This window comes from Paenibacillus sp. Y412MC10 (genome assembly GCF_000024685.1).
Taxonomy (GTDB): domain Bacteria; phylum Bacillota; class Bacilli; order Paenibacillales; family Paenibacillaceae; genus Paenibacillus_AQ; species Paenibacillus_AQ lautus_A.
Genome location: NC_013406.1, coordinates 3,623,145 through 3,648,456 on the forward strand (window position 1 = coordinate 3,623,145; position 25,312 = coordinate 3,648,456).

Annotated in this window: 18 protein-coding genes; 1 reads left to right on the forward strand and 17 read right to left on the reverse strand. The window is 53.2% G+C overall.

From position 1 onward, the window contains the following. Positions 1-84: 84 nt before the first annotated feature. The 7 genes from GYMC10_RS15645 to GYMC10_RS15675 form a co-directional block, all read right to left on the reverse strand. Entirely contained in the window at positions 85-1,326 is a 1,242-nt protein-coding gene (locus tag GYMC10_RS15645; RefSeq protein WP_015735388.1) for a Gfo/Idh/MocA family protein, read from the reverse strand. Between the two features lie 76 nt (positions 1,327-1,402). Continuing rightward, entirely contained in the window at positions 1,403-2,224 is an 822-nt protein-coding gene (locus GYMC10_RS15650) for a sugar phosphate isomerase/epimerase family protein (RefSeq protein ID WP_015735389.1), read from the reverse strand. Positions 2,225-2,262: 38 nt separating this feature from the next. Beyond that, positions 2,263-3,432, reverse strand: a complete 1,170-nt coding sequence (locus GYMC10_RS15655) for a dihydrodipicolinate synthase family protein (RefSeq protein ID WP_015735390.1) — start codon at positions 3,430-3,432, stop codon at positions 2,263-2,265. 199 nt (positions 3,433-3,631) lie between these two features. Further along, positions 3,632-4,783 carry a Gfo/Idh/MocA family protein gene (locus GYMC10_RS15660; RefSeq protein ID WP_015735391.1) on the reverse strand — a complete coding sequence of 384 codons (1,152 nt, stop codon included), beginning with the start codon at positions 4,781-4,783 and terminating at the stop codon, positions 3,632-3,634. Positions 4,784-5,039: 256 nt separating this feature from the next. Beyond that, a complete protein-coding gene (locus GYMC10_RS15665; protein WP_235201633.1) occupies positions 5,040-5,870 on the reverse strand; it encodes an AraC family transcriptional regulator in 831 nt (276 codons plus the stop codon). Positions 5,871-6,251: 381 nt separating this feature from the next. Next, positions 6,252-7,652: a sensor histidine kinase gene (locus GYMC10_RS15670; protein ID WP_015735393.1), complete on the reverse strand. Its 1,401-nt coding sequence runs from the start codon at positions 7,650-7,652 to the stop codon at positions 6,252-6,254. Further along, positions 7,649-8,389, reverse strand: coding sequence for a response regulator transcription factor (locus GYMC10_RS15675; RefSeq protein ID WP_015735394.1), 741 nt, complete (start codon positions 8,387-8,389; stop codon positions 7,649-7,651). The genes GYMC10_RS15670 and GYMC10_RS15675 overlap by 4 nt, the downstream gene beginning before the upstream one ends. A 171-nt stretch (positions 8,390-8,560) precedes the next feature. Here GYMC10_RS15675 and GYMC10_RS15680 point away from each other — a divergent pair, with 171 nt between their 5' ends. Further along, positions 8,561-10,045, forward strand: a complete 1,485-nt coding sequence (locus GYMC10_RS15680; RefSeq protein WP_015735395.1) for an alpha/beta hydrolase family protein — start codon at positions 8,561-8,563, stop codon at positions 10,043-10,045. Positions 10,046-10,285: 240 nt separating this feature from the next. On the opposite strand, the gene GYMC10_RS15685 is transcribed toward GYMC10_RS15680, so the two are convergent. The 10 genes from GYMC10_RS15685 to GYMC10_RS15730 form a co-directional block, all read right to left on the reverse strand. Next, positions 10,286-10,900, reverse strand: coding sequence for a DUF1349 domain-containing protein (locus GYMC10_RS15685; RefSeq protein ID WP_015735396.1), 615 nt, complete (start codon positions 10,898-10,900; stop codon positions 10,286-10,288). A 268-nt stretch (positions 10,901-11,168) separates the two neighbouring features. Next, positions 11,169-11,528, reverse strand: a complete 360-nt coding sequence (locus GYMC10_RS15690) for a DUF3221 domain-containing protein (RefSeq protein ID WP_015735397.1) — start codon at positions 11,526-11,528, stop codon at positions 11,169-11,171. 314 nt (positions 11,529-11,842) lie between these two features. Next, entirely contained in the window at positions 11,843-14,044 is a 2,202-nt protein-coding gene (gene bglX, locus GYMC10_RS15695; protein WP_049788707.1) for a beta-glucosidase BglX, read from the reverse strand. Positions 14,045-14,061: 17 nt separating this feature from the next. Further along, complete coding sequence (locus GYMC10_RS15700) at positions 14,062-16,476, reverse strand: beta-galactosidase (protein ID WP_015735399.1); 2,415 nt, start codon at positions 16,474-16,476, stop codon at positions 14,062-14,064. A 200-nt stretch (positions 16,477-16,676) separates the two neighbouring features. Next, positions 16,677-17,954 (reverse strand): hypothetical protein, encoded by a 1,278-nt coding sequence (locus GYMC10_RS15705; protein ID WP_015735400.1) that lies wholly within the window; start codon positions 17,952-17,954, stop codon positions 16,677-16,679. A gap of 33 nt (positions 17,955-17,987) precedes the next feature. Then, entirely contained in the window at positions 17,988-19,250 is a 1,263-nt protein-coding gene (locus tag GYMC10_RS15710) for a glucoamylase family protein (RefSeq protein ID WP_015735401.1), read from the reverse strand. 26 nt (positions 19,251-19,276) lie between these two features. Next, entirely contained in the window at positions 19,277-20,215 is a 939-nt protein-coding gene (locus GYMC10_RS15715) for a carbohydrate ABC transporter permease (protein WP_015735402.1), read from the reverse strand. A gap of 13 nt (positions 20,216-20,228) precedes the next feature. Further along, positions 20,229-21,086 (reverse strand): carbohydrate ABC transporter permease, encoded by an 858-nt coding sequence (locus tag GYMC10_RS15720; protein WP_015735403.1) that lies wholly within the window; start codon positions 21,084-21,086, stop codon positions 20,229-20,231. Further along, positions 21,083-23,287, reverse strand: coding sequence for a DUF5696 domain-containing protein (locus GYMC10_RS15725; RefSeq protein ID WP_015735404.1), 2,205 nt, complete (start codon positions 23,285-23,287; stop codon positions 21,083-21,085). The genes GYMC10_RS15720 and GYMC10_RS15725 overlap by 4 nt, the downstream gene beginning before the upstream one ends. Beyond that, complete coding sequence (locus GYMC10_RS15730) at positions 23,280-25,310, reverse strand: YIP1 family protein (RefSeq protein WP_015735405.1); 2,031 nt, start codon at positions 25,308-25,310, stop codon at positions 23,280-23,282. The genes GYMC10_RS15725 and GYMC10_RS15730 overlap by 8 nt, the downstream gene beginning before the upstream one ends. Positions 25,311-25,312 lie beyond the last annotated feature (2 nt).

Sequence of the window (25,312 nt, forward strand, 5' to 3'; positions counted from 1 at the left end):
GTTGCCTCGGGAAACTATTGATTTACGGTTTAACTTTAGATTAAACCTCGACATTGTAAAAAGTAGAGCCCTGAAGGAACGCCTCTAATTGGTCGGTCTACCGTTATTTGTGCTCATAGTGGCAGGCAGCTCGAATCGGCTGTAGCCCTCCATCCGGAACAGCCGGGTCGGCGTCGCCCAAGGAAGCGGATATTCACTGTACAGTTGCCGCTTCGATGCCGCGTCTCTCATCTTCTCGGACAAGCTGGGCAGCAAGCGCACCGTGGAATCTCCATCCTCCCGCTCGGTCACGAACCGGCCGGGAATGGCACGAACGGCGCGAGCCGACTCATAGGCGCCGTTGGATACCAGCACGAAGCTTCGGCTTGCCTTGAGCGGCGAGAAGAGTGGTTTCCCAGGGTTTTCAATCGCTTCCATCAGATTCAGATACATGCTGCACATCAAATCGGTTGGACCAAACGCCAAATCCTCTTCGGCGTCCTGTGCGCGAATGGTCAGCTTGTTCTGGTAATTCCAATGCGCTTCCCCTCGCGTTCCGTACACGGCAATCGAAGGCACTTCGCTGACTTCGTGACAAAGCATGGCGTAAAAATGAACGCTCACACCGTTAGCCATAACGGCGCGAAAACAGGAGACATCGTCCCCCTCGATGTCATTGACGTGGTAAAGCTCGGCCTGCACCGATTCCGGGTACAAGTCTGCGGCGCCTCCTCCGGCCGCCAGCAAGCTATGGTGCAGCAAGTGGGCGAACGGATTGTTGAACGTCCCGTCCAGCACATACTGGCCGTCGCTGACTAGTTTGCCAGCCCAGCGGGTTCGATCGTAGTAAGAGCGAAGCCGTTTCCACATGCCAATGCCGACCACATGCTCCACCTGCCCAAGCACACCGGAGCCGATCCTTTCCAGCAGCGCTCGGAACGCCTGGCCCGACGTATTCTGGAAGTTCACCTGGCACAAGCGCCCGGTCTCCAGCTGCACCGCGATCATCTCGTCCAAGTCCTGGATCGTTACCGCCGGGGGCTTCTCCACCAGCACGTGAAAGCCCATCCGCATCACCTGGATGCACATCGGCTTGTGGAAGGAGATCGGCGTGACGATTACGACGAAATCGATATCCGGATGCAGCGTGAGCATCTGCACGTAATCCATATAATGGACGGCCCCAAGCGCGGTCAGCTTGCCGTAAGACTCCTGATGAGCGTCGACATTCGGCTCCGCAAAAGCAACAACCTGCAGGCTACCTTCTTCGACCAGCTTCTGCATGATATTCACATGTTCAGCGCCGAATCCCCCGATCCCGATCAGCGCGGTGCGACAAATCTTCACATTCCTTCCCTCCAAAGCTATGCCTTGACGAGCCGGGAACGATTCTCCCAGCCCGCCAAAGCTGCAAATTTATAATTCATACATGCTGCAAATAACGTTCCTTGATGAGCGTGAGCGCCTCGTCTCCCGGCATATCCCATACCTGCCGGTTGAAGATTTCCACCTCGATCGCCCCCACGTAACCGGCCGCTTCAACGGCATGACGCATCCGGCGCAACTCGATAACGCCGTCCCCCATCATCCCTCTGCCCATCAGCAGGTCGGGTACCGGCACGATCCAATCGGAGACGTGAAAGCCGAGGATACGCCCCCTGGCCCGCTCAATTTGCGCGTACAGCTCGGGGTCCCACCAGACGTGGAACGCATCGACGACGACACCGACGTCTTGCGGGTCGTGCTGCTCCGCGAGCGTGTTGGCTTGCGCCAGCGTATTGATGACGGAACGTTCAGCGGCGTACATCGGGTGCAAAGGCTCGATGCCGAGCTTGACTCCGTGCGAGCGGGCGAACGGCACAAGTTCCGCGATCGCTTCTTCGACCGTCTTGCGGGCGAAATCGATATCTCGGTCTGGCGCCGGTCCGCAAACGAGCACGAGCACATCGGTGCCGAGCTCGGCCGCTTCCTCGACAGCGCGGCGATTGTCGTCCATCCGCTCTTTGCGCGCAGGCGCGGTGGCCGCCGGAAAATAACCCCCACGGCACAGGCTGGAGACGCGCAGGCCCGCGTCCCGCACAAGCCGCTTGCTCTCGGCCAGGCCGGTCTCGGCCACTTTATGCCGCCACAGCGCGATCCAAGGCACTTCGGCGCGAACGCATGCTTCCACGGCCTCACGCATATTCAGCCGATCGGTCGTAATCTGGTTCAAGCTGAGTCTGTCTATAGAACGAAGCGGTTCCATACTGATCCCTCCCGGATTTCAAACATCTCTATAAATGATTACGGCCAAATACCCGCCAGCACCAAGACAGGCTTCATCCGTTCGGCGGCAAGCTCCGGATCGGCCAATAGCCCGGCCCTGTCGGCAAGCACGAACAGCTCGGCCAAATGGACGATCGAGCGCGATCCCTCCGCGCCCCCGATCATGCGGAAATGCGGTTGGCGGCCGTTCAAGTAGGCCATGAACACAATTCCCGTCTTGTAGGCGTACGTCGGCTTCTGGAAAATATGACGCGACAAGGCAACGGTAGGCTCCATAATTGCCTCATAACTGACCAGATCGCCTGCGTCTAGCGCATGAAGCGCCTGGGCGGCGGCTGGCGCGATCGCGTCGAATATGCCGAGCAGCGCATGGCTGTAGCCCTGCCCATCACCCTTGATCAGTTCCGGGTAGTTGAAATCGTCGCCGGTGTACATTTTGACGCCTTCCGGCAGCAGCCGGCGCATCTTGATTTCTTTGCCGGCATCGAGCAGCGAGATTTTAATCCCGTCGACCTTGTCCGCGTTTGCCCGAATGACGCGCAAACAAACGTCCATCGCCTCGTCCAGATCGTCCTTGCATCCCCAATAGCCGGCCAGAGCGGGGTCGAACATGTCGCCAAGCCAATGCAGAATGACCGGCTGTTTCACCTGTCCCAAAATGCGCCCATACACCCGCTGGTAATCCTCGGGCCCTTTCGCGCAGGCGGCAAGCGCGCGGCTCGCCATCAGAATGACTTGACCGCCCTCGCCTTCGATGAAGCCGACTTGCTCTTCATAGGCAGCTTCCACGTCGGCGATCGTGACCGACGGGCCCGGAAACAGATGGTCGGTTCCCGCACCGCAGGCGATTTTGCCACCGACCGAGCGCGCTTCCGCGATCGAAGCGCGGATAAGCTCCTTCGAGCGGTTCCAGTCGAGGCCCATGCCGCGCTGCGCGGTATCCATCGCTTCCGCCACGGCCAGACCGAGCGACCACAAATGGTGCCGGTAGGCGAGCGTCGAGTTCCAATCAATCTGCGAATGAAACAGCGGATCTGCGTCCGCAAACGGATCGCAGACGACATGGGCGGCCGAGAAGGCGATGCGGCCCGTAAACGGCTTGGCCGGCACGGAGTACGAGCCTGCTTTGCCCGGAGTATATTCATACAACGCTCCCCCTGCGCGGGGGAGGAGCAGCGATTGGGTCATCTGTACTCCCCTCCTTAAGAGGTAATTAAAAAATCGGCTTTTGATCACGAAGTATAGCTATGAAGCTTACTCGACGTCGAATCTTGAATTCAGCCGGGCCTTCCGCTACTCACGTAGGCTCACCTACGCTGCGTTGCTCAGTCCCTAGCTTCATCCAACATTCTCGGTGCTGAAAAGCCGATTTTTTTAGTATTTATTTTTACAGGCTCAGCTTCGGCACGTCGATCCAGCGGCGTTCCTGCCACGACTGCAAGCTGAGATCGGCAAGCTGGGTGCCCTTCGCGCCTTCGAGCAAATCCCACGGAAACGGCGTGCCGATGACGACATGCTTCAAGAAGAGTTCCCATTGCACCTTGAACGCGTTGTCGTACGACGCGTTGTCCGGCACCTCCACCCATTGGTCACGGAACTGGAACGGGTTCGGAATGTCCGGATTCCATACCGGCTTCGGCGTATTGACCCGATGCTGCGTCTTGCAGTCCCGCAAACCCGCCACGGCGCTGCCTTCGGTGCCGTCGACCGTAACCGTGAGCAGATCGTCGCGGTCTACGCGCACCGCCCAGGACGAGTTGGCCTGCACGATAATGCCGCCTTCCAGCTCAAACATGGCGTACGCCGCATCGTCCGCCGTGCATTCGTACGGAACGCCCTGCTCATCCAGACGTTTCGGAATATGCGTAGCGGCAAGACAGGAAACAGCCTTCACTTCCCCGAACAAATTCTCGAGAACATAGCGCCAGTGTGCAAACATGTCGACGATAATGCCGCCGCCGTCTTCCTTGCGGTAGTTCCACGATGGCCGCTGACCCTGCTGCCAGTCGCCCTCGAACACCCAATAGCCGAACTCCATCCGCACGGACAGGATACGCCCGAAGAAGCCAGAGTCGTTTAAGCGTTTCAGCTTGAGCAATCCTGGTAAAAACAGCTTGTCTTGCACGACGCCGTTTCTCACCCCGGCCTCAGCGGCGATGCGAGCCAGTTCAAGAGCCCCTTCAAAATCGACGGCCGTCGGCTTCTCGCAATAAATATGCTTTCCCGCGGCGATCGCCTGCTTGATGCTTTCGGCGCGGCGCACCGTCGTCTGGCTGTCGAAATAGATTTCATAGTACGGATCGGCGAGGCATGCTTCAAGATCGGTACTCCAACGTTCGACGCCGTGGGCGGCGGCCAGCGCCTGCAGCTTGCTCTCCTGTCGTCCGACCAGAATCGGGTCGGGCATGATGACGTCGCCGTCCGGTAGCGCGACGCCCCCTTGCTTGCGAATCGCAAGAATTGAACGGACCAAATGCTGATTGGTTCCCATCCGTCCGGTAACGCCGTTCATAATAATGCCGATGTTGCGAACTGCCATCGTTCATCGCTCCCTTCGCTTCGTATAACCGTATTGTAGTCGATGCAAAACCGCTTTTCTTACGATTACGGGAACACGATTCTCAATTTTGGAAGCGAATTATTCGAGCGAAAAACAAAATCCCCGCCGACGTTTAGCCGATGGGGGATGAAGGGGGAAATATGTTTCGATCAATCGGCCGGTCGTCCTTTGATCGTTATCTGGTTCGTTTGATCGCATTGTGCACTCGCTGTCCATTTGACGGAAGGATCCCTGCCTACTCAGCATGCTCGGGCGCGTTCAGCTCCCGGTACGTTTTTGGTGACAGCTTGGAGACAGCTTTGAACGACCGGTAAAACGTAGACACGGAATCGTAGCCGACCTCGAAGCAGATCGATATAATGTCCTTACCCGTTTCCACCAGCAACTTCTGGGCGACGCGGATGCGTACCTCGGTCAAATATTGCATCGGTGTCATGTTGTACCGTTCTTTGAAGATGTTGTTCACGTGCCGCGTGCTGATGTCCAGCTTGGAGGCGATGTCCCCCGCGGTCAGCGGATCAAAATACTTCGAATCGATATAGCTGCGAATTTTCTCGGCGCGCAGCTTGTTGGAGCTGGAGCCCGCTCCGGCGGCCTCCGTTCCGGCCGATCGCACCAGCAGGAGCAGCAACTGAGACAGCTGGACTTTGAGCGAAAGCCGGACGAGCGGCGACAGCTCCCTGGACTGCTCGAACAGCATTTTCCTCAGCAGCTGACGCAGTTCGCTCGCAGCAAACAATCCCGGCTTCATCAGGCAGGAGGCCGGAAAGTAGGCGTGGAGCAGCTGCGCCCTCATATCCGGATCGAGCACTGCCTCGTCAAACGCCAACACTAACAAGGTCAGCCTGAAGTCGGACATGACGGAGTGGACGGAATACGGAACGATCAGCGCCGTATCGTCGACCGTAAGCTTCCGTACTTCACCCCCTAACCGGATAGTGCCTTCCCCTTCCAGCACAAATAGCAGCTGGTGCGTCTGATGATAGTGCTCGGACACGAGATGCCCGCCCCTATGTTTCTGCTCGTATAAGTCTATCGCATTCCTGGACAAGTCAATCCTTTTCATCGTCACGGCGAAGCCCCCGTTTTTTTACCGTTACATTTAAAGCCATTTTAGCGCGATCTGCGGCTTCTATACAACATTTGACAAAATCAGCGTAGCACATCCAAGGATGCGTCTGAGTCTAAACGGGGCGCATCCGTTCAAAATTAGAAATTATCATCCGAAACGTAAACGGCTAGACCCTAACTCCAGTAATAGTAAGTGGCGATAAGTTTACACTTTTTCAGATTAAAGGAATAAATAACGACAATCCCGTCATGTTTAAAAACTTAACGTATGTTTTCGTAAAAATGTTGGCGGTCCCCTATTTGAAAGTTTATCTTGCATGGCGCTTTCTAGTTGGAAACGGTGAATATGCTTTAACATCCAATTTGCTCCATACACTCATGTCTTGGTCAATCGAATATGAACAACGGTGCCCTCCGCCTCCGGATCAAGCCAAATTTGCCCGGCATGCCGCTCAACTGAACTTCGTGCGATGGCTAAGCCGAGCCCGCTGCCGCCGTCACTTCTCCTAGCCTGATCACCGCGCACGAAAGGTTCGAACACCGTCTCTCTCATAGGGTCCGATATTCCCGGACCGTCGTCTCCAACGGTAAGCAGGATATCTTCAACGCATGCCTCCAGCTCCAGCCATACATGAGCACCCTCCTTATTGTATTTCAGGGCATTCGTCAATAAATTCGAAAGAGCTCTATACATGAGACCTTCGTGATAAGACAGCATGACTGGCGATTCCGGAATGCGGATGTCCAGCGTAATTCCCTTCCGTTCAAACGAATCGTACAGATCGGCTGCCGCAGTGCGGCACAGCTCAGCTAAATCGCCTATCTTCCGCTTGTATGACAGTTCCGTGCTCTCCAGTTTGGTTAACTCAAACAGGTCATCAACAAGCGAGGCGATAAATCTCGCCTTGGTATGTATGCGGTTCGCATATTTCTGTCGCTGCTCTTCGCTCTGTTCCATACCGAGCCGCAGCACCTCTGCATAACCCTGTATCGTTGTGATCGGCGTTTTCAGATCATGGGAAATGTCCATCATCAGCCGGCGGCGCTCTTCTTCAAGTCTTCGCTTTGCCGTCTCCGCTTGCTCAAGCCTGTCCGCCATCCGGTTGAAATGAAGCTGAAGATCCATTAACTCCTTGTTGGCTCGAAAAAATAGCCGTTTCCCTCCCCTGCCTTCTGCAATCTGTGCGAGTTCGCGGGAAACTTCCGTGAGCGGATTCGTGATCCTTCTTGCCGTAATCCGGCCGTATAACCATAAACTCAATAAAAATGCGGCGGCAAACCACAGAAATCCATCAATCAGAAATCTCGTGAAAACTTTGGTTATCTCGGCGTTTGTCTTCACCAAATGGCTTTCCTTCATCACAACTCCGCCCGGTATCGTAACAAGTAGGTGGTATTCCCGGCCTTCCGGTGAAACGAAAGGGGCAAGGGAGTGATATCCCGATCCGTTCCCTTCATAGAACAGGGCAAGCAGCTCCTCTTCCGTATAGCAGGCTTTTGCCTTCTCCATTCCGCTGCCCCGCGAAAAGACAACGTTCAGGCTCTTGTCCAGCACCTGGATGTAACCGCCAAAGGATTGGACGGTTTCATAGGGGATGCTCTCCCAATCGTCCCGTATCAGCAGGTTCGCTTCAACCCTGGGAAGTGTCCGACTTATATATTCCTCACGGGCATCATACATGTTGTCATATACCACAAAACCGATAACCCCTAGAATGACGGAAAACAGGACATAATTTATCATCAGGCTGTTATGGACCCTTCTTCGATTCCTCATGGTGCCACGTCTCTCGGTACGAGCTTGTACCCAAGTCCCTTAATGGTGATGAGTAACCTCGGTTCACGAGGATCGTCCTCAAGCTTATCCCTCAGTCTACTGATCTGCACCATGACGGTGTTGCTGTCCTCCAGATACGGCTCGTTCCACACATTTTCATAAATTTGACGCTTTGTAAAAATCCGCCCTGGCGCTTCCATCAACAACCTGAGCAGCTTGTATTCCAGCGGGCCTAACGTTATCGCCTCGCTTCGCTTGTAAAGGACGCAAGCTTCATGATCCAGGGTTAGTGATCCGCACACGGTCTTTAACATCTCCGACCGCTGGGCGGGTTCCGCGCCCATCAGTTCGTAATAACGACGAAGCTGCGCCTTGATTCTCGCTACGACTTCGATCGGACTGAACGGTTTGGAGATAAAATCGTCCGCCCCGAGCCCCAGCCCGGTAACTTTATCTACATCACCGTTTTTAGCCGACAAAATAATGACAGGAAGCCTGTGATTCTCCCGGATCCGGGCGATCAGCTGATAGCCGTCAAGTTCAGGCATCATAATGTCGACTACCGCCAGGTCGACCGGCTCCCGATGCAATATATTCCACGCTTCCCGTCCGCTTATAGCTTCCAGCACGCGATAGCCTTCGCGCTCCAAGAACAGCCTCAGCAGCTCCGTGATGTCCGACTCGTCGTCCGCTATCAAGATCGTCCGTCCTTTTACTAGTCTAGTATCTTGTTCCATATCGTTCCTCCATATGTATACGGCAAAGCCGAGCTCTCTTTATAAAAATATACACTGTAATTATCGGTCAGACGGAGCCATTATTAATTGTAAGGATTATGTAAGGTTGGCTACAGCTAGGCTAAAGCTCCGGTTGATAAGCTTATTTTACGATAAAACAGGAGGATACTTATGCGTATATATGAAACGGCATTATGGATCATGAATCTGGCACTAATCATAAGTTGCGTCTCGTTATTGGGAAAGCACAAACATTCTGTACACCTCTGCTTTTGGGCAGCCGGACTGTCCGGGGGCCTAAGCATTATCCAAATGTTAACCGAAGGCTACCGATGGCAGATGATCCCGACCTATGCGGAATGTCTAATCGTAGGAGGACTGGCTCTTTATCATTTACGGCAATCCACCCACTCGAAGGATCATCCCTCGGTCCAGCCTGCAAAGCGGTTTGCCGTAATGACATCAATCAAGCGCTGGATCACCGCGCTGCTTCTGATCGTGTATATCGGCGTTTCCGCTGCATTGCCGATACTCCTTCCGGTTTTCTCCTTTGCCGAACCTCAAGGACCATATCCTGTCGGGTCGACCACGATGGTACTTGAGGACGAACGCAGAGAAGAGCCGGCCACGGATGATCCTGCGGATAGCAGAAAGCTTAAGATCCAATTCTGGTACCCTGCGTCACTGGGCACAGGGACCGGGAAATCTCCGTATATAAAGCATCTCCCGGTCGTTCTTGAAGGTTTACGGCAGGCCATCTCCATCCCCCCGTTTTTGTTAGGCCAGCTGAAATACGTGCAATCCCATTCCGAGCAAGATGCGGAGTTATCCACGGACCAGGATCGTTATCCCGTACTGTTGTTCTCTCACGGGCTGACCGGCTTCCGTAACCAGAATACGTTTCAGGTTGAAGAACTGGCCAGTCGAGGATACGTTGTCGTTGGCATCGATCATCCCTATGATGCCGCCGCCGTCGTCTTTCCGGACCAGGCAGCCATGTTGAAACTTGAGAACCTGTCGGGATTCGATGCATACGAGAAAAAGAGCCAGCTGTGGGTCGAAGATGCCAAGTTCGTACTGGATCAAATAGAGCTGCTAAACGAATCGGACCATAAAGGGATCTTTTCCGAAAGACTCGATATGGATAAGGTCGGCATGTTCGGCCATTCCTTTGGCGGAGCCACGGCAGCCCAGATGCTGCTGGCGGATAGCAGAGTGAAAGCTGCCCTTAATATGGACGGAACGCTTTACGGCCAGCCGGTGCCTGAGGGCGGATACGGGAAGCCGTATATGCAGATGAATGCGGAGTTTAGCGTAGACCGCCTCGCATTCGAGCGATCCTTGGACCAGGCAATTGAATCTTCCGGCCGTAGTCGGGAAGATTACGAGCAGTTTTGGGCCGAGTCGGCGGATCGCCGAAAACGGGCTGGTGCAGGAGAAGCATACTCGGTTGTATTCGCCAATGCGAACCATATGAGTTTCACGGATTTTTATCTGTTCTCTCCATTACTGCCGCCAACAGGGGCTGCCCCTCGTCAGATGCACCGCTCCATTAACGAGCTCTCATCCGCTTTCTTCGACCGGTATGTCAAAGGAGATACTAATGTCTCGCTGAAAAAGGTCTCTCAAGGCCTGCCTCAGTTGACCATGCCGTAGTTTCTATAAAAAAGGTTGTTGGTACAAGGGGGCTTCATCCTATTCAGGATGAAGCCCCCTTTCCTCGTATACTTAAAAAGCAACACCCATCGATAAAGGATTTTGCAATTTTCCGTTGTACTTTCGACACAGAACGGTATTGACGCGCGTCACTACTTTGAGGGGGCTGAAGGGCTCGGTGATATAATCGTCTGCGCCTAATCTCGTTTTTCAAATTCCATTCTGCGTATATAGTTTAGATTATTGTAATGGTGGATCAATATGAAGATCTTCGTCAGGGGCAGTTACCTCCCAACGGGTAAACGTAGCCTCAAAGCCCTCGCGCTGCGGCGAGCAGGCAAAAGGACCGGCTTGATTATTCGAAGGGTATGGAAATCTTGCGACCCTAATGGTCCTCCAAGCATGCTTACCGCTCCGTGCCCGAATAACCGCAGCATCTTTAATGATCGATGCCCGCAAGGTAACTTCCTCCCCCTCCCATTCCGGTACAGCCGTAAGCGACCAATCTGAATATCCGTCTGTAACTACAACGGCAAGTTGAGGAGTCCCGTCATTCATTTCAATGCCGGCTTTAATCCATTGTTCCTGGCCATGATATAATAACAGACCCGCTTGATCGTATAATTCGACAAAGGAGTTGAGCCGGAAGGAAACCTCAACTCCCGTATTGCGATCCCATTTTGCCAACAATGCCGGTCCATCTTCAAATTCAAAACCGTACAAAGTCTTTTTCCAGAAGTCTCTGCCTTTCTCCGGCACAATCTTCAGCATCCCATCTTCTATGGTAGAAGACTGAGGGGCGTTAAGCCATACACCCTCATTCCAATCCATTAGGGTTCTATTTTGCCTGGACATAAATAACCTCCTAAAAATTATGTTCATTCATAACAACAGTCTATTGGGGCATTCAGCTTACATGGTACCCAATTATTGTTATGTAATTATATTACAATAAAGAGCCATGCAAATTTACATTTTTGTCACTGCCATTTCCGGATGCGACACGCCTGCCTCGTACCATATCCATCTTGATACCGTCATAAATAAACGGCTCAAAGGCCTGGACTGACGATCTATCGACAGATCAGTAATAAAATATTGTTTAGTCGTTACAATAATCTCATCAATCTTTAAGTCTTTCTATCTGACCAGCTTTAATTTGCGGGGGATCGGATTTCATTACAACATATTCACCTTTGTCATTCGTTTTGGGGGTTACATGAACTTTTTCGCCTATCATAAGCTCATTATAGAGTTGGGAATCCTCAACAATATAATTGATTAATTCGATGTTACTCTTTTTGAGTTCAGCGAAGGTCTTACTTTCAGAATCCTTCTTTGAAATATTCTTCGCTACTAAGATTCTTTGGCCTTCTTTCGAAATAATATAATCCCCCTTTTTGGCTTCGGGCGAGGCACTGCAACCACTAAGCATACATATGGCAAATACTAAAGCAGCTCCTAAAACTAACGTTCTCAACATTTCAACTCCTCCTCGTAAAATCCAACCTACTTTTTAGACGAACCCGGAATAAATTTGTTTTGTTAAACTTCCCGTAACTTAATATAAATTGCGTGGAAACATAGTTATATATATATATTTATTAATCGGTAATCGGACTATCTTCTTGTCCTTTTCGGCAATCGGTACAAGTTCTTGTCCACGACTCGGGACAAGAACTTGTACCGATAAAAAACAAACATAGCGACTTTCAATCGGAATATGTTCTTGTCCTCCGGCAACAGAGGCTGCCCCATAGCCATGTGGATGACTTATGGAACAGCCCCGGTTTCAGTTTATACGCTATAGGCAAATGTGCCGCACTCGATCAAATCTCTCGCGTTCTTGCCGACGAACACCTTGAAATCGCCCGCTTCTACCTCGTACTGCTTCTTGGCGGTGAAATAAGAGAGCATTTCCGGCTCGATTACAAACTCCACCGTCGCTTTCTCCCCCGGGGCCAGATGGATTTTCTTAAAGCCCTTCAGCTCAAGCAGCGGTCTCGACGTGCTGCCCCATAGATCGCGAACGTACATTTGTACGATTTCTTCGCCGGCGTAGTTCCCGGTATTCTGCACCGTCACCTTCGCCTTCACGCAGCCGCCCGGCGTTAACGTATCGCCGATCAGCGCGGCGTCCGAATATGTATATTCGGTGTAGCTCAATCCGTAACCGAACGGATAGAACGGCGCATTCGGAATGTCGAGATATTTGGAGAGGAAACGGAAGTCGTTATCCTCATGCCCTTTCGGTCTGCCGGTATTCAAGCAGTTGTAGTACACCGGCACTTGCCCGACGGTATACGGAAAGCTCATCGTCAGCTTCGCCGAAGGATTCGCGTCCCCGAACAGCAGGTCAGCGACCGCGTTTCCTCCCTCCGTTCCCGGGAACCACGCTTCCAGAATCGCGGGAACGTGCTCGTGATACCACTTGAGCTCCAGCGGACGTCCATTGAAGAGGACCAGAACGGTAGGCTTGCCGAGCTTCAGCACTTCCTCGACCAGCTTCGACTGAACGCCCGGTAACGTTAAATACGCGCGGCTGCCCGCTTCGCCGCTCATATGATCCTCTTCGCCCATGGCAAGAATGACGACCTCTGACGAGGCGGCCGCTTCCAATGCGGCTTCGAAGGCGGAAACGTCATTCGAGCTGTAGTCGCACCCGGCTGCAGCCGTAACCTTCACAGCATTTCCTAATTTCTTGATAAGACCTTGCTTGACGGTAACCGCCTCGTCCGGTTTACCGAGCCCGCTCCATGGGCCCAAAATCCGGCCGTTGTCGGCGAATGGTCCGATAACGGCCACCGATTTGATGTCCTTCTTCAGCGGAAGAATGTCATCGTTCTTTAACAGTACCATCGATTTCTGGGCAGCCTCTCTCGCCAGCTGACGATATTCAGGCTTCAGGTGCGCCTTTTTTTCGCGTTCAATGTTGAGGTAACGGTACGGATCGTCGAACAGACCGAGCTTGAATTTCAACGTGAGGATGCGTCTGACCGCCTCATCGATCAGCGCAACGTCTACCTCGCCCCTTTCAACCAATTGCTCAAGGTGGCTGATGTATTCCGTCGATATCATCTCGATGTCAAGACCCGCTTCCAGCCCCTGCTTCGCTGCGTCTTCGCCGTGTTTGGAGCTCATATGGAAGATCGTTTCCCAAAGCGAGGTGTAGTCGGAAATGACCACGCCCTCAAAGCCCCACTCCTCTCTGAGCACTTTTCTCAGCAGGAAGGAGTTGGTTGTAGCCGGCACCCCGTCGTAGACGTTAAAGGACGTCATGATCAATTCGGCGCCTGCGTCGATCCCCGCCTTGTAAGCAGGCAAATAGTAATTGCGGAGCGCAGCTTCCGACATATCGACGGTGTTGTAATCCCGTCCGCCCTCCGCCGCGCCGTATGCCGCAAAATGCTTCACGCATGCCGCAACCGTATCTAGCGCCTTCAGATCGTCCCCTTGAAAGCCTCTTACCATCGCTGCGGCCATTAGACCGTTCAAATACGGATCTTCTCCGGGGCTTTCCATTACCCTCCCCCATCTCGGATCGCGAACGAGGTCGGCCATCGGCGCGAAGGTCACGTTAATGCCGGAAGCGGCGCCTTCCGCTGCGGCAACCCTGGAGGTATCTTCCGCAAGCTTCGGCTCCCAGCTGGAAGCAAGGCCGAGCGGTACCGGAAACACCGTGCGGAAGCCGTGAATAATATCGAACATGAAGAGCAACGGGATTTTCAGCCGATTATGTTCAAGGAACACCTTCTGCACTTCGTACGCCGTTTCGGCATCGGTCGCGCTCAAGATCGAGCCCAAATTCGAAATGAGTTCCTTGCTGAGTGTACGCTCGGATACGGGGCCGGTCATCGGCGTCGAGACTTCGATTTTTGAATGGTAGGAACGCAGCACGGTTCCCGGGTCGGTCTGGTACATTTGCCCGATTTTTTCGGCAAGGGTCATCTGGGATAGAAGCTCTTCCACTTTCGTTTGAATCGTTGAATCGGTGTGCATCAAGTTGTAGTTCCCTCCTATGACACGAAATGTAGTGTTAAGCGGTCGTTTACTTTGGCGTGCTGGCGCGACACGATCCATGTTCTGCTGCCTTCCTTACGGACCGTGAAGCTTTCGTTCGGAATCAATTCGCGATCCGTCTCGAGCACGATGATATCTTCAGGCTGGGTCAGCCGGAATTCGAGGCGGTCCTGCACTACTTTGACAATTTCCGCGGTGGAATACACAATCTTCACTTCGCCGAGGGTCACATTGAGCGGCAGCATAACCCCGTCTTTGCTTTGCAGCAGCAGCTTACGTCCGCCGAACAACGGTTGGCCGTTCTCCTGAATGCCGATCTCTTTATCGAAGCCGTCCAAATTCAGCACATGGACGAACCGTTCCCCTTCGTTCGTTGCCGTTGAAGTCATAAAGATGCCGTGGTATTTGCAATCATGCGTCAGCCCCGCTTTCGCGCCGAGAAGCTCCAAGGCTGTCCGGAACAAATCGATATCGCACCGGTACGAATTGCCGAATACAATCGCGCGTCCCGCTCCGACCTTCGCATCGAACGCGGTCACTTCACCGCTGCCGTACACGCGCATGATCGGCGTCTGATCGCCGACATCGAACGTTTGGGCAACGTATGCGCGCATTTCCGGCCGCGGGGCCGCCCACCCTTCAGACACGATCGACAGGTAGAAATGGCCCGAATCACGGAGCAGGCCAAGCGGCTTCACTCCTAACGCTTCCGTCAAAATCGTGCACGGCTTGCCTTCCATATCGAAGCTCGGCAGCTCGCCGTAAACGAGCAGCTTTCCTCCCGCATGCAGGTAGTCGGCCAGCTTCCGCTGGATATGGCCGTGCATATAGCGGGCAGACGGCAGCGCGAGTACCGGGGTGGCCGAAGGATCGAGCGGCTTATTTTGAATATCGGAGGCGCCGAACCGATAGCCGGCGAGCAGCATAGCACGTCCCATGATCTCCCAAGCGCCGTGCGCACGGTTCCCCTCGATATTTTGCAGGATTTCCTTCACGCGCTCACTGCCCGGATAACGGTATTCCGTCATGTAATAATCCGGAATGAACGCAAAGCTGACGTCGTCGCGTTCCTCGTTCATTCGTGCGAGCTTCTCCCCGACAGCCAATATCGTCTTGTTCGTGCGCGCCATTCGCGGGAACGTATAGTTGTACTCGCCTTCCGGGCTAATCGGAGCGGCAAAGCCGTGGCGTTCGCCGGTAAAGGCGATTCGGTCGTTCCCGTCGCTAGGCGGCATATCCATCCGATAGTTATAGCCGCCGGTCAGCAAATAATAATTGAGAAGCCGGTTCCCTTGCGCGATGCACATCCGGGCTTTAAAATCGGCAGCCGAAGGATCGTTGCGTCCTCCGTACGTCTCGCCGAAGTTGCTGTCGCCGCAGTTGAATTCGACGGAGGTGAGCGGCTGGTCCGGCGTATGCACCGCGTCCATAAATCCGTTGATGATATAAAGATCCTGGAACGTCACCATGTCCAAATCCCCGAAATAGATGTCGGAGCCCGATAGATATCCCGGCGCCTGCGTATACGATTCATACAGCTGGCTGATGCCGATGGGGAACGTGAACCCGCGGCCCCCGTCCGTCCCGTGAATGTTAACGACGAACGGAACGTCCTTGACGCCGAACTCTTCGGCATAAGAGCGAAGAATAGCAACATAACGTGCGGCACGGTTCCGCATGTAGTAGCCTAAGTCGTGCGTCAGCTCCGGCGCGTACGCTTCCTTCGGAGAGCGAATGCCGATCTTGCGCGCTTCGGCGTCATCCAAGGAGAACGGATAACGGGCAGACAGCTGCTCCCCGGAATACCGCTGCTGGAGCCAAGCGGCGAAATCGCTTAGCACGTTGTCCGTAAGGTCCGGACAATTGCTGACCCAAGCGAGCATGCCGATCTCATTGTCCAGCTGCACCGCAATAATATTGCCTCCGTTCGTGTAGAGACGGGGCGCCACGACCGCCATCACCGCCCGATACCAGTTTTTGCTGGCCTCAAGAAATCCGGGCGCGAGGTAGTCGACCGTCTTCGTCGTCGCCGGGTTTCCGTCCCAGCCGACCGGAATGATTTCCGGATACTTGGCATACACCCAGTACGGCAAACCTTCGTTTTTCATTTCCGCCATAATGAACGGGCCCGGTCTAACGAAAAAGTACAGATCGTTCTCCTTGCACAGATCGATAAAGCGGATGAGGTTCAGCTCCGGGTGCGTATGACCGTCAAAATCGAACTCCCCTTCCGCCGGCTCATGACAGAGCCATGGTACATAGCTGGCAACCGCATTGCAGCCCGCTTCCTTCAGCTTGTCGATGCGGTCCTGCCAATCCTCCGGCTTAAGCCGGTAATAGTGAATTTCCCCGCACATGATGATTTGCGGCTTGCCGTCGATGAGGATTTGCTTGTTTTGGATTTCAATCATCGTTTCAAACCCTGCCTTTTTCATTCGAATTGGTCTAGCGGATGATAACGGCGAAACGTTTCGACAAACAGTGACAGCAATTACTTATAGTGCGCGTTCAAAAAGTCGGATTTTCACGAGATTCGATGCCGAGTCGCTTCTAGACTCCCTTCGTGATCAAAAAATGACTTTATGAACAACCTCTTCTCTTATAGATGGTGTTATCTCAACCGGTCCGTGAAGAAAGACATCCCCCGTTTAAAGGCTGTCATGCCGTACAGCATGGAGCTCCAGTCGATCACTGTCACTTTCTCGGGGTACCAGCGGTCCCTTCCTTCCAGATGCCACCAGGAGTAACGATGCAATCCGTATTTGTAAGCCGCTCTATATTTCACTTCATCATCCCGATCCCTCGGATTGGAATAGGTGTCGTACGGAATGTGCAGCCGATATAACGCATAGAGGTCGTGGATGCCCGCAGGGTAAACCGGCAGGAAGCCGGCAACAATGTAGGCGGAAGCGACGTTGCCAGGTGAATCCTCGATTTTATCCGCATGATAAGTGTTGTACAGACCGTCATTGGCGCCGGCTCCATACCCCCATACGTAGGAAGGCACATCGGTAAGCTCTTTCCACTTCAGCCGGTCAGCCGTGCATGCATTCTCATAGTACTGAGTGTAGATCTCGCTCTTCGCATAATCCGGAACCAAGAAATAAGGGAACTGGTGCACAAAAGAAGACAAGAACTTCAAATCGCTCGGATCCTTCGTGTTCGTATCGGTAATAACCGGAATGTCCCGGTAATATTTCATAGGGAATTCATTAATCTTGTGTTCCGCAAATGTGCTATCCCACAACTCTTGGATGTCCGGGTCTTCCGGCTGGGCGATTTTCGCCAAGTGGGCAACCAGCACATATTCGTTGTAAGCCGGGAGCGGGGCGATTCCTTGGCCGTCCTTCACGATCATGTTGATGATGCCTCTATGCTTATCTGAAATAACAACACGCCAGTCGATTTGCTCTAACAATTCATGAGCCATCTCGTCGATTTCGGGCATTTTATCCTTAAAATGCTTCCCCGCGAACAAGGCTCCCGCTACCAGCAACGATGTATCGATCGTCGAAATTTCGGAGCCCTGATTCGCGCCTGTCTCTATGTCGATGAAGTGCGCGAAGAAGCCCGTCGCGGCGTCTCTAGCCGGCTTGCAGCCTTCCACCTTGCCGAGAACGGCATTAAGCGTAAGCTTGACCTTCTCCGCCGCCTGGTCGTCCCAGCCCTCGTAATCGGCAACAACCAGGCTGATCAAGCCGACCCCGGTTGCAGAGACCGAGCAGCGGGCCTCCGGATTTCTCGCGAAACTGTAATATGCGTCGCCGTAAAGGCCTGTGCGCGGATTGCGGCAAGCATCGATCAACCGGTAGGAGTCCTTATGCTGGCGATCGACAAACGCCTTCACCTTCTCCGAAAGCTGATCATAAACATTGGTCGTTTGTTTCATCGTACTCTCTCTCCATTCGCCGCCTGAAATAGCCTATTTATTTTTGAATTGCAGAGCTTCAAGCCCTTTCTTCACGTAAGGAACCTTCATGAACATGTTCCATACCGTCTCGTCCCGGTAATTGGCGGCCATCAGCAGCGTGATCCCTTTATCGATGCCGATATAATCGGGACCGACCCAGTCGGCATTCAGATTGAACGCATCCTTCAGCCCATATTCGCCGCTTAGATCCGGAACCGTTAGGTAATACTTCAATGCCTCTATGGATTCTTCCGGTGTAAACACAACCGAGCCCAGCGCCCCGGCCGGCGGAACGGTGCCGTCCGCTTGATGAGCCGCATTGTCATAGCCGGAAGGCGGCGAACCGAGCAATCCGTTATAACCGGCGGGCGAATCGGATGCGGTAAAGCCCCACGACTGCTCGCCCACGCCTTTAAACTTCTCGCTTAGATCGATGGCGAACTGCCGGCTCGCCTGGGAGGCGACGACCGAGTTGTTGAACCAATCAACCCCGTCACGGTCTACCAAGCCGCGAAAGTCGACCCAGGCATGCGAGAACTGATGGGTGAACAGGGAACCGAACCAGGAATGGATGAACGGCTCGGAATTCTTATACGAAGCTTTGTGGCGTGTAAAGCCGTCGTAGACGTCAATCGGATGCGTCGGCGAACCGGCGGCCAGCACGTAAAGGGACAGCTGCTCGGCATAGAAGTCCCAATGGCCTTGAAACCCTTTCTCCGGGGAATATGCCATATAGAACTGATTTTTGCCTTTGTCTACGAACCAGGGCCACTCGACGCGCTCATATAACTGCTCGCTCTTCTTCTGAACATCGCCGCCGAAATATTGCCCCGCCGTCAAGACGCCGTTCATTAGGAGCCCGGTGTCGATGCTCGAAATTTCGCTGTTCCACTCCCGCTTGCCGGTATCGATGTTCACGAAGTGGTAAAAAAATCCGTGCTCATGCTCCATCCGCAGAAGCGTATCGAGCGTGCGGTCCGCTCTGTCATAGCCTTCCTCGCGGCTGATCCAGCCGTTCTCCACGCCGATCGGAATCGCCGTGAGCGCGAATCCGGTGGCTGCCGTGCTGGCGATCTTCGGATTGCCCGGGTATCGGTCCCTCGTCAAGCCGTAGCCTTCGGAGCCTTCCTCGCGGTTCGTCTGCTCCCATAGATAGTCGAACGACGCCTTGGCCTCAAGGTCCAATTCGTCCGGCTGCTTCTGCGAGCATCCTACCGCTGCTGTCAGCAGCATCATCGCACCGGCTAAACATGCGATCCATCTTCTGCGCCGCAAATCCGTGCCTCCCTTCTCAAGCGATCTTATTCGCCTGTGATGCCTGATCGTTCAATGCTCTCTACGAACCAGCGCTGCGTAAAGAAGTAAACGATCAGCAGCGGGATGATATTCAAAAACGTTCCGGCCATATTGATCGCTTCGTTCAAGCTGCGTCCGGTCTGCGCATTCGGATCGGCCGGGAATACCTTCTGGTACGTTACGGCGAAGTTTTGCAGCTCCAGCGGCAGCGTCGTCAGCTTATCGCCCAAGTACAGCGCCGCGAGCAGCGTTTCGTTCCAATACCAAACCATCGAGAACAAGAAGGAAATGATGAAGGCCGGCACGGCCATCGGCACGCAAATAACGGCAAATATTTTGTAAGCGCCGGCTCCGTCGATTTGTGCGGCCTCCTCGAGCGATTTCGGAATCGACCGAAAAAACTGATAGAAAATCAGAATGAACAGACCACTTTTAATTCCCTGTCCGAACGCCGCCGGAATGATATAAGAAAATATGCTTCCGATTAATCCGAGATCTTTAAACATCAGGAACTGCGGAATCATCGTAATTTGCGGCGGTATGATGAACGTTGCCAGCACGAGCGCAAACAAGACGGATTTCCCCGGAATTCGGAAACGGGCAAAGCCGTATCCGATAACGGCTGCCGAAACGGTCTGGACGATGGCAGGAACGAAGGAAGCAAGAACGTTCTGCCACAAGGTATTAAGAAAGTCCATGACCTCGGCTGCCTTGACGAAATTGTCCATATAAAATCCCGACGGAATATAGGTGATCAACGGATTGATCAGGTCTTCCGTATTCATGAAGCTGTAGGTGATCATATAAAACAACGGGTACAAATAGACGAAGCCGATCAGAGACAGCAAGAAGTATACGGCTATTTTGTAGACAATGCCTTCTCCCGTAAACCCCCACAGGATCCGCTTCGTCTTGTCGATCGTTCTGCGGTCAATCCCTTTCATACCATCCCACCTCCTAACGGTTCGTTTCCCGCTGCCTTGTAACGAGCACCAGCACGCCTAGCAGTACCAGCATGACAAGGAAATAGATCCACACCATCGCAGCGGAATATCCCATTCCGTATTTCGCATCATACATCGCGCTCTGGATCTGAGTAATGACCGGATTCAGCGAAAAGACGGACTGCATGATGACGGTATACACCATATTGACGATAATCATCGGGTTCAGCGCCGGCAGCGTCAGCTTCCAGAACGATTCCCACCTGGAGGCGCCGTCGATGCTCGCCGCTTCGTACATCGAGGAATCCAGCTTCTGCAGGCCTGCTAGGAAGATCAGCATCTGCACGCCGGAGAACCAAAGAATCGTAATAAACGACGTCAGCAGAAACACGATCAGATCGGCGAGCAGCTCCGGCATGCTTTCATGAAGCTTGCTCATTTCGATAATCGTCTGAATGCCCGGGAGCGTAGTGGCTCCTTGATCCATCAGCTGCTTGATGACAGGTCCGCTTGTAATAATGACCGGAAGAAAGTAAATCGTCCGGAAGATGCCTTTGCCGCGGATTTTCACGTTCAGCAGAAGGGAGACGATTAACGCGAACACGACGATGATCGGCACGATCACAAGCGTCTCAACAAAATAGGTAGCCAAGGTATCGCCGAACTCGACGTTCAGGAACAGCGCGTTCCGGTAATTTTCCCAGCCGATGAACGTTGTCTTAACTCCGTCTGCAGTAATCTTTACTTGGCTGAAGCTGAACAGCAAGGTGCGGATCAACGGATAGCAGGTGAAGACCAAAAAACCTACGATCCAAATCCAGATAAACGATAGGCCGATAAGCGCCTCTCTGAGCCGGTAACGAATTTTCATGAACGGCCTCCTTCCCGGACCAAGAACCCTTGCGCCGGAATCTTGTTCCCGTCCGCCGTAAATTCATTCATAGTGTAATTGACATAGATGACGGTACCGTTCGAGTAAGTGTTTCTAAATACGCCTTCCCGCACTTTTTCACGTTTGTCAAAGGTCGCATCCGCAACAGGCTTCAGGGCTTCCACAACCGTCCGATATTCTTGAACGGCCTGATCCTTCCAAACCGAATACTGGGATGTGAAAAGCCACCATGACGCCTCCGTATTGGCCAGCTTGATCGGATCCTCGTCGGTCAGGATGAAGGACGGGTAGCTGCCGTAATCGATCATTTTCAGTTGCTCCTTCTGCGGGTTCGCGTTGAAATTGGAGGCCTGGGCGTAATAATCGACATGTCCTTTCAGCACAAGCTGCAGGAACGGCACCTCTTCGCTCTCCAGCAGGAAGCTTGAAGTGCTCATCGGCAGATCCATGATCCGGTCGGCAAACCTCCACAGGTAATAATTCGGCTTGTAAAATGCGTAGCTGTTGATGGAATCACGGGGCAGCATCGACGTATACGTCTCGATCGACCCGCTGCGAGTAGACGTGGACTTCCCATAAGCGGAAAAAAGCTTGCTGCCTATCGAGTCCATCGCGATATGGTCGATACCGTGCTTCTGGAATGATGAAATTTCATTCCCAAACAGCTTCGCGGACGCTGCCGGCTGCAGGTAGTACGACGTGTCATAGAACGAAAGCAGCTGCTTGGAAACGGACTGGGCGATGTCCCCCTTGCCGTATCCGTCCGCCGTCGCACCGGCCATCACGTAGTCGGTATAAAAGTACACGGGAATGCCTAACGCTTTATACTTTTCCACGAATGCGTTCCAATCGTCCCCGCTGCCTACCTTTTCTTCAAACGGAAAATGAGTAGGAGATGCTCCGGTAGCGCCGCCCTCCGTGTAGCCGCGGACAACAACCATCATGCGGTCCACTTCATTTGCCCGCAGATCGGTCAGTATATCGTCCATTTGGTCCACGTTGGTCATGGGGATTACTTCGCTCCCAATCAATTGCTTTTGGTTGTCCGCGGCGAAAAATTCGATGCGGAGCGGGAGCGGATCCGCGCCGTCCTTCTTGGCGGGCAGCTCCCCCCGCTGCACAAGCTCGCTCTGCACCCGGTTTGCCATTCCGGAATAATCGGCCTGCTTGCCGGAAAGAAGCATGACTTTCATGGAAGCGTCGAATTTGTTCTTCTCTTCCTGGTTTAAGGTGATGCCTTTGCCCTCTTTGTCCAAGGACTGGAAGTAGTTTTCTCTGTATATCCATTTGGCCGTGGTCCAATTGTAAGCCGTGGTCACATTGCCAGGATAAGAGCGAATTTCCGCGTAAGGGGCGCCGCCCGTGATCATGGAAACGAAAGCGTTGCCGCCTTCCTTATGGGCGATGCCGAACACCGGCAGATACACTTGCTCTATGGGAGTTGCCATTCCTTCTGATAGCTGCGTGCTGCCCTTCATCCCGAGATCGTCGCCGAACACTCTCCCGATATAGGGCTGCGTCGCCAGCGTCTGCTCGTTCAAGCTGATGAGCGCTCCCGAGCCGTCAGGAATGAGCATATATCCTTTATCCTGCTGAACTCCCTTGGTTGCCCCAAAGAACGGATACACGTAGAGCGACTGCAGCCGGTTGTCCTTATTCGTCTCCTGAATCGAATTCTCCGGAACCTTGAATTCGATCGCGTCTTCCGTCAACCTAACTTCCAGCTTCAGCGAGATTCCCAGCCTCTCGTAATTCACGTTCGCCGAGAAGCCGTCCTCCATGGGCTCAACCGCAATCTTTGCTTGCTCTCCGGTTACCGGCGCGGTGCTGATTTTGCGTTTGGCATCCATGTATTCCACGCTCAAGCCCGACTCGAAGAGCGATTGCCACGATTTGTTCAGCTTGTCATCCTTCTCATCCAGCGTGCCGTCCCACACATAACCGTTCTGTTTGTCTTGGACTTTGATGCCGAGCGTGTTCTTATTTACATAAAGCGCCAAGCGGGCGTTTTCCGCAGCTTTCTCGTATGATGCGAGTCGATCGCCCGATGCGTCCGCACCGGCGACTGGAGCTTCCGGTTGGTTCACTCCCTGCTGCGCGAGCGCCGCGATCGAGATCAAACCGGCCAACAGCAGGAACGTTAACGATAGAGCAGCTATTCGTTTCACTTTGTTAAGCACGGTTTCTCATCTCCTGAATGATCGTTTGAATGAATTCCACTTCTTGATTAAATAAGAGCACTAACAAGAAAATAACCAGGGCAGCCAATACGATGCCGAACACCGTTAGGAACAAATTCCGCACCGTCTGCCTGAACGTATAGTCATGCAGCTCCTTCACCATGATGCAAACGAGAAGCAGCGACCAGCCTTGGATCAACATCATCGAATAGTCGTAGACGAATTTTTCGTTATACGTCAGCACGTTGCTGATCAATGCGATCGGGAGCGCGAATATCAAATAAGGCGACAGCGCGTAAACCGTGCCGATATAAACCTCCGACAGCTTTCCCTCTCCGTCGCTGATCGTGCTGACCATGTAGTTCATAACGACCCAGAATAATAGCGGAACGGCCGACGTTAGCATGATCGGCAATAAGTCCATTTGGTCGGGATCTCCGCTTGCGAACAAATATCCTTTGGCATAGACCAGAATGACTTGAAGCAGCAGCATCCAGACATACAGAACCGTCGCCGAGCGGACGGTCGCCCTTTTGTGTTCCTTCAGCTCCTGGACCGCATCGATCGGATGCTTGAGGAAGTAGAACATGAACCCGATTTCTTTCACCAGCTTGATGTCCGCCACGCGGTTTCTCAATCGTACGAGCGGCTGCAGCACGCGATACCGCCGATGCAGAATTCGGATGACGTAACCCGCAACGATGATGGCAAATACGGTATATACGACGACATTAATGTTTTGTTGAAGCCAATCATTGCGGATTTTCCAGAATGCGTCGGAATAGCCCTCTTTGTCTTCCGCCATCCGGAAACTCTCCAGAGCCTTGCCATTCTGGTTTTGCTTGAAATACGATTCAGCCAACGATTTATATGACAAAATAAAATAGCTGTTCATCTTGAGGATCTCTTTCCAGATGTCCTCGCTCTGCACGTATAACCCTTGCTTGTACTGGTCGACGCCTTCATACACCTTCGTTCCGAACGGGGTGATCGAATAGCGGTTAATGACGTTCCGCTCTTTGTCGGCGACGTACAGCGTACGCCCGGAGTCGGTGACGTCGATGGCCGAGGCGCTTTTAAACAGCCCCTGGCGTTCATACTTATCGTCCCATCCGCCAAACATGAACAGCAAATTGCCGAAGCTGTCGTAAACGCAGATGAGCCCATTGACGTCTACCGTATAGATGTTTCCGCCCGCATCCACGTCGATATCGACCATCGCTTCGCTGGTCCAAGAGCTCGAAGATAATATGTTATCGCCGACAATATTCAGCTTCTTGATGCCGTCACTGCTAATTCCATTGGTTACCGTGTAAAGCAGCCCTTGATAATCGAGCACAATGCTGGTCGGGGATGGCGGCGTCGATTTGAACAGCTGTGCCTTCTGTCCTTCCGTAAAGATGAAGCGTTGAATGAGCATTTTCATCGACAGGCTCGTTCGGTTCGCGCCGACGTAACCTAGGAAATGCCCCTCGTTGTTCAACTGAACGACACCGTTGATGGAGCCTTCGCTGATGACGTAGATGTTGCCGCGTTTATCCACCGCAACCTTCTTCGGCGCAAAATCATTCTTTTTGCCGTAAATCGGTTCCTCCGGACGGCCGAACTGTTTCACGAGCTTTCCCTGCTCGTCGAACACGACAATTTGCTTCAACCCGTAATCCGCGACGTAAACGAGTCGATCGGCGGCCACATATACGCCGGAAGGATTCGATAAGACGTCTTCTCCGATCGTTTGCGGTGCGTTGTTCTCTTCATAAACGACAATTCTTGCATTCCCGGGATCCGCGATATACAACTTTCCGGTCGGCTCATCATAGAACAGATCCGCCGGCTGGTTTATGTCGAGCCGAATCATTCCGTCCGGTTCATATGCGGTTTGCGTCCCGACGATCATGCCTCCCGGGCCTTCGGTCCCTGTTTGGTACGGCGCAGCGGCCATAGCCGGAGCCGGGATTTGAACGAGCAGAAAGCATGCAATTACGACGAGCAACACCCATCTGCCTACCGTCTTCTTTTTCATCT

Excerpts from the sequence above, each read along its gene's own strand:
- GYMC10_RS15650 (WP_015735389.1), bottom strand. The coding sequence starts at position 2,224 with ATGGAACCGCTTCGTTCTATAGACAGACTCAGCTTGAACCAGATTACG.
- GYMC10_RS15690 (WP_015735397.1), bottom strand. The coding sequence starts at position 11,528 with ATGTTGAGAACGTTAGTTTTAGGAGCTGCTTTAGTATTTGCCATATGT.
- GYMC10_RS15680 (WP_015735395.1), top strand. The coding sequence starts at position 8,561 with ATGCGTATATATGAAACGGCATTATGGATCATGAATCTGGCACTAATC.
- GYMC10_RS15730 (WP_015735405.1), bottom strand. The coding sequence starts at position 25,310 with ATGAAAAAGAAGACGGTAGGCAGATGGGTGTTGCTCGTCGTAATTGCA.
- GYMC10_RS15655 (WP_015735390.1), bottom strand. The coding sequence starts at position 3,432 with ATGACCCAATCGCTGCTCCTCCCCCGCGCAGGGGGAGCGTTGTATGAA.
- GYMC10_RS15720 (WP_015735403.1), bottom strand. The coding sequence starts at position 21,086 with ATGAAAATTCGTTACCGGCTCAGAGAGGCGCTTATCGGCCTATCGTTT.
- GYMC10_RS15660 (WP_015735391.1), bottom strand. The coding sequence starts at position 4,783 with ATGGCAGTTCGCAACATCGGCATTATTATGAACGGCGTTACCGGACGG.
- bglX (WP_049788707.1), bottom strand. The coding sequence starts at position 14,044 with ATGCACACCGATTCAACGATTCAAACGAAAGTGGAAGAGCTTCTATCC.
- GYMC10_RS15665 (WP_235201633.1), bottom strand. The coding sequence starts at position 5,870 with ATGAAAAGGATTGACTTGTCCAGGAATGCGATAGACTTATACGAGCAG.
- GYMC10_RS15675 (WP_015735394.1), bottom strand. The coding sequence starts at position 8,389 with ATGGAACAAGATACTAGACTAGTAAAAGGACGGACGATCTTGATAGCG.
- GYMC10_RS15705 (WP_015735400.1), bottom strand. The coding sequence starts at position 17,954 with ATGAAACAAACGACCAATGTTTATGATCAGCTTTCGGAGAAGGTGAAG.
- GYMC10_RS15670 (WP_015735393.1), bottom strand. The coding sequence starts at position 7,652 with ATGAGGAATCGAAGAAGGGTCCATAACAGCCTGATGATAAATTATGTC.
- GYMC10_RS15685 (WP_015735396.1), bottom strand. The coding sequence starts at position 10,900 with ATGTCCAGGCAAAATAGAACCCTAATGGATTGGAATGAGGGTGTATGG.
- GYMC10_RS15715 (WP_015735402.1), bottom strand. The coding sequence starts at position 20,215 with ATGAAAGGGATTGACCGCAGAACGATCGACAAGACGAAGCGGATCCTG.
- GYMC10_RS15700 (WP_015735399.1), bottom strand. The coding sequence starts at position 16,476 with ATGATTGAAATCCAAAACAAGCAAATCCTCATCGACGGCAAGCCGCAA.